Origin of the sequence: Neobacillus drentensis, assembly GCF_036962765.1 — a bacterium.
Lineage (GTDB): Bacteria > Bacillota > Bacilli > Bacillales > Cytobacillaceae > Neobacillus > Neobacillus drentensis_C.
In genome coordinates this window covers 1-3878 of sequence record NZ_JBALOS010000337.1, presented here as the reverse complement: position 1 = coordinate 3878, position 3878 = coordinate 1, and the positions used below count along the sequence as shown (strand labels likewise).

Here is a 3878-nt window from a genome sequence, read left to right as displayed (position 1 = left end):
TCAGTAAACTGACTAGCTTTATTGACTTTGCCTGCGCTGAATACCCATTGGATGAGAGTCAGCTATTCTTACTTGGCTTTAGTCAGGGAGCAATTTTGTCGATGACGCTGGGGTTAACACTGGGCAGCCGAATAAAGGGGATTATTGCACTAAGCGGATACATTCCTGCTTTTGTAAAGAAAGAGTATAAGATACAGCCAGTTGATAAAGTTTCGTTGTTTATTTCTCATGGTGAGATGGATCAGGTGCTTCCATTTGACTGGGGCTTGGCCAATAATGAGTATTTTCGCAGGCTAGAGGCAAATGTAACCTTTAAAACTTATCCAGAAGGACATACCGTTTCGATGGAAAACCATAAGGATTTCATGAACTGGTTAATAGAAAAAGTAGAACAATAAAAAAAACACAAAAAAGGGGAAAATAATTATGTTAACAAAATTTGAAGCGAGTACCTTAATTATAAGAGTCATATTAGGGATTACATTCTTTGTCCATGGGGTAGTAAAATTTCAAGGCGGAATTGAAAACATCGTTGGCTGGTTTGAAAGTATCGGTTTACCAGGATTCTTAGCATATGGTGTTGCAACGGTTGAAATGATTGGTGGTGCTGCACTAGTTCTTGGATTAGGCAGCAGAATAATTTCAGGATTATTGTCGTTATTAATGGTTGGTGCCATCGTAAAAGTGAAACTAGCTGTAGGATTTTTAGGGAATGGACAAATGGCTGGTTACGAATTGGATTTAGCTTTACTAGCTATGACTGTTTTTATTGCGATTAATGGTAGTAAAATGTTTGCACTCGATCAACTCGTTTTCAAAGGACAGAAGGAAGAAACAACCTCATTTTCAAGAAATTAACCTCACTAAATTGGAGGAAGTTAAAATGCTGCCATCTTTTTTTATTGCTCATGGAGCACCATTATTAGCAATTGAGAACAATGAATATACTCAGTTTCTGACTCAGCTCGGGCAAACACTGCCCCGGCCCAAGGCAATTATATTATTTTCGGCACATTGGGAATCATCCATACAAAAAGTAAGCGAAGTGGATACCTATGATACGATCTATGATTTTGGTGGATTCGACCCAGAACTATACACGATTAAATACCCGGCTCAGGGGAACGAACAGATTTCTCAAGAAATTAAAGATTTGTTCTCGAAAAACGGTGTTCCCTTTGATGTAGAGACGAAACGAGGACTTGATCATGGAGCATGGGTAGTTCTTCGCCTTCTCTATCCGAATGCAGATATCCCAGTCATTTCGATGTCAGTTAACCCAAATCTTACACCGGCAGAACAGTATAAAATTGGGAAAAGCTTAGCATCGTTACGCGCAAATGATGTTTTACTTATTGCGAGTGGAGGAACCGTCCATAACCTGAGAGCTGTGAAATGGACAGATAATTCCATTGACACATGGGCGCTTGAATTTGAAAATTGGTTGACTGAACACTTAAACAATTGGGACCTCGATGCATTATTTAAATACGATTCACTTGCACCTAATTCTGAATATGCCGTACCGCGTTATGGAAATGAACACTTTATTCCACTTTTCTACGCATTAGGAGCAGCAGATGATAGCCAGAAAGCAACATTGCTGCATCGCAGTTTTCGATATGGAAATTTGAGTCATAGTGTTTGGCAGTTTGGGTGAGTTAGAAANNTAATGACCATTAATAAAAAATGCAATCTCAATAGAACCTGCTTGCGTATAAAAAGGGACAACAATTAGAACTGCATCACCAAATGTATGATTGACCTCGACAACGATGTTATCTTTACCTCTCCAGTTAAATCCTTCATTTGTAATTAATTGTTTTGCGTTCTTAAACGCCTGACTACTTAATAAATCCGCGACAAACTTATTCTTTTCCGATCCAATAACTGTTGTAACATCGCAACCGCAATCATGGTCAGTTGTGGGTAAACCAGGTTTCGCGGCTGCTTTAGCAGTATTGCCAGAAGTCACAAACAACGATAATGCAATAATGATTCCACCTAAAATTGTTAATACTTTCTTCATCTTTTCTCCTCCTTAATTTAACCTCCTTAACTTCATTCTCTCTTTTTCGACATACTCCTTCAAAAATTTTGGAAAAATATTCGACAAATACCAATTTTTATTACAATTTCGTGTCGAATTGGGTGCCAGGCACCTAGATGTTGTCATTTTTCCATAAATAGGGTCTAATAAGAGTAAAAGGTAATAAGGGATTAATATGTCATTAGACCCAACATCAAGCCATAAAATGAATTTATATACCTGATTTTACAAAGCTTAATACTATTGTAGATTGGTTTATTGGGGGGTAATAGGTTAATGAGTTATAAGTTCTGTACGGAATGCGGAACGAAGGTGGAGAAGCAATACCGCGTTTGTACAAATTGTGGAAAGCAGTTTGCTAATGTTCAAGATACCTATGATCAGAGGCAGTCGGACATTGCTGTAGGAGGAATACCATCACCTAATTTTCAAGAAATAAAAGAAACACCAGGAAACAATACAAGGTCAACCAAACAAACTTCACGAAGCAAGAAATTATATCTAACGGTTGGGGTAATTCTTGTAGTGCTTTTATTTGGTGGATATTATCTAGGATCCACGCTAACCAGTAAGGAAACAGTGATTCAGAAATTTGAAGAGGCATTACAGGAACAAGACACGACTGTCCTAGTTGGAGTAGTTGATACGACCGACCCGAATCTGAAAATTACTAAGAAGTCTTTATTTCCTTTCCTTTCATACATAGAAGACCAACCACAAAACCTTACTTTTTCCGGACTGGAAAAAATGAGATTTGTATCCATTCATCCATCAGGGAAAAAGTGGCTCTTTTTCGATCGTTATAAAATTTATATTAAGCCGTTTTATCCGGTTATTTCAGTTAATTTTGACGGAACAGAAATAATTATCAATAACAAAAAAGTTGGAAAGATTAATCGGGGTGAAGCGAAAACGTTTGGACCTTACCTGATCGGAGAATACAGACTTAAGGCAGTCTACAAAGGGAAATACGCAACTATAGATAAGGAAGAAGTAATCGACCCTCACAGTATTACCGGTAAAAAAATGGAAGTTAATTTGACCCTTCCCGAAAATTATCTTTCCATTTATTCTGATCGCGAAGATGCCTTTCTTTATGTAAATGGCAAGAATACGTATCAACGGGTAGGGGAAATGGATCGGTTTGGACCTGTCGTATTTGATGCTTCCATTACCATCCATGCTGAAACAGAAATCAACGGAAATGTGATAAAAAGTAATGAAACTACATTGGTAGACGAGGATTTCAGAGATATTGGCTTGCTATTTAATTATCAGAAGGAAAATACTCCAGTAGAAAGTAGCAACGTGACTACCGAAGAAGAACTTTCATCTACTGAAGTGGTTGCCACTGAAGAAGATCTTTCATCTATTAACGTTGAAGCTGAAGTGAAAAAAATTAGGACAGAATACAATGAAATTAATAGGGTGCAAAAAGACTTTACAACAAATAAGCAGGGTAGGAATTTTACTCAGTATATTAATGAGAATGGAATTATTAAGAAAATTGTGAAGCACGAAAACGGATTAACGACTGAATATTATTTTTGGGATGATGGTTCACTGTTTTTTATTTTTACGACCACAGCTAAACCATTAGAAAACCGCTACTACTTTAAAAATAATCACATGATTCGCTGGATTGATTCAAACGAACGGAAAATCGATGTTAATAGCAGCAAAGTGAACCAGACATTTAAAGACTGGGAAAACTATTGGGTGAATCAAATACTTAGTTCAATAGATTAATTCAACTAGTACCTGAATGGGTTCTATATGATGGGATCCATTTTGGTACTTTTTTATTTTTGGCTCTTTTCGTAAACTT

At 37.0% G+C, this 3878-nt stretch carries 4 protein-coding genes; all 4 read left to right on the top strand.

Annotation, left to right across the window (positions count from 1 at the left end; all coding sequences use genetic code 11):
* Window positions 1–398: alpha/beta hydrolase (locus tag V7137_RS28795; protein ID WP_420490196.1), on the top strand; the 398-nt coding region annotated here is incomplete at its 5' end.
* Between the two features lie 28 nt (window positions 399–426).
* A complete protein-coding gene (locus tag V7137_RS28790) occupies window positions 427–858 on the top strand; it encodes a DoxX family protein (RefSeq protein WP_335701234.1) in 432 nt (143 codons plus the stop codon).
* Window positions 859–883: 25 nt separating this feature from the next.
* Window positions 884–1660, top strand: a complete 777-nt coding sequence (locus V7137_RS28785; RefSeq protein WP_335701233.1) for a dioxygenase family protein — start codon at window positions 884–886, stop codon at window positions 1658–1660.
* Between the two features lie 666 nt (window positions 1661–2326).
* Complete coding sequence (locus V7137_RS28780; protein ID WP_335701232.1) at window positions 2327–3799, top strand: zinc ribbon domain-containing protein; 1473 nt, start codon at window positions 2327–2329, stop codon at window positions 3797–3799.
* The last annotated feature ends 79 nt before the right edge of the window (window positions 3800–3878 follow it).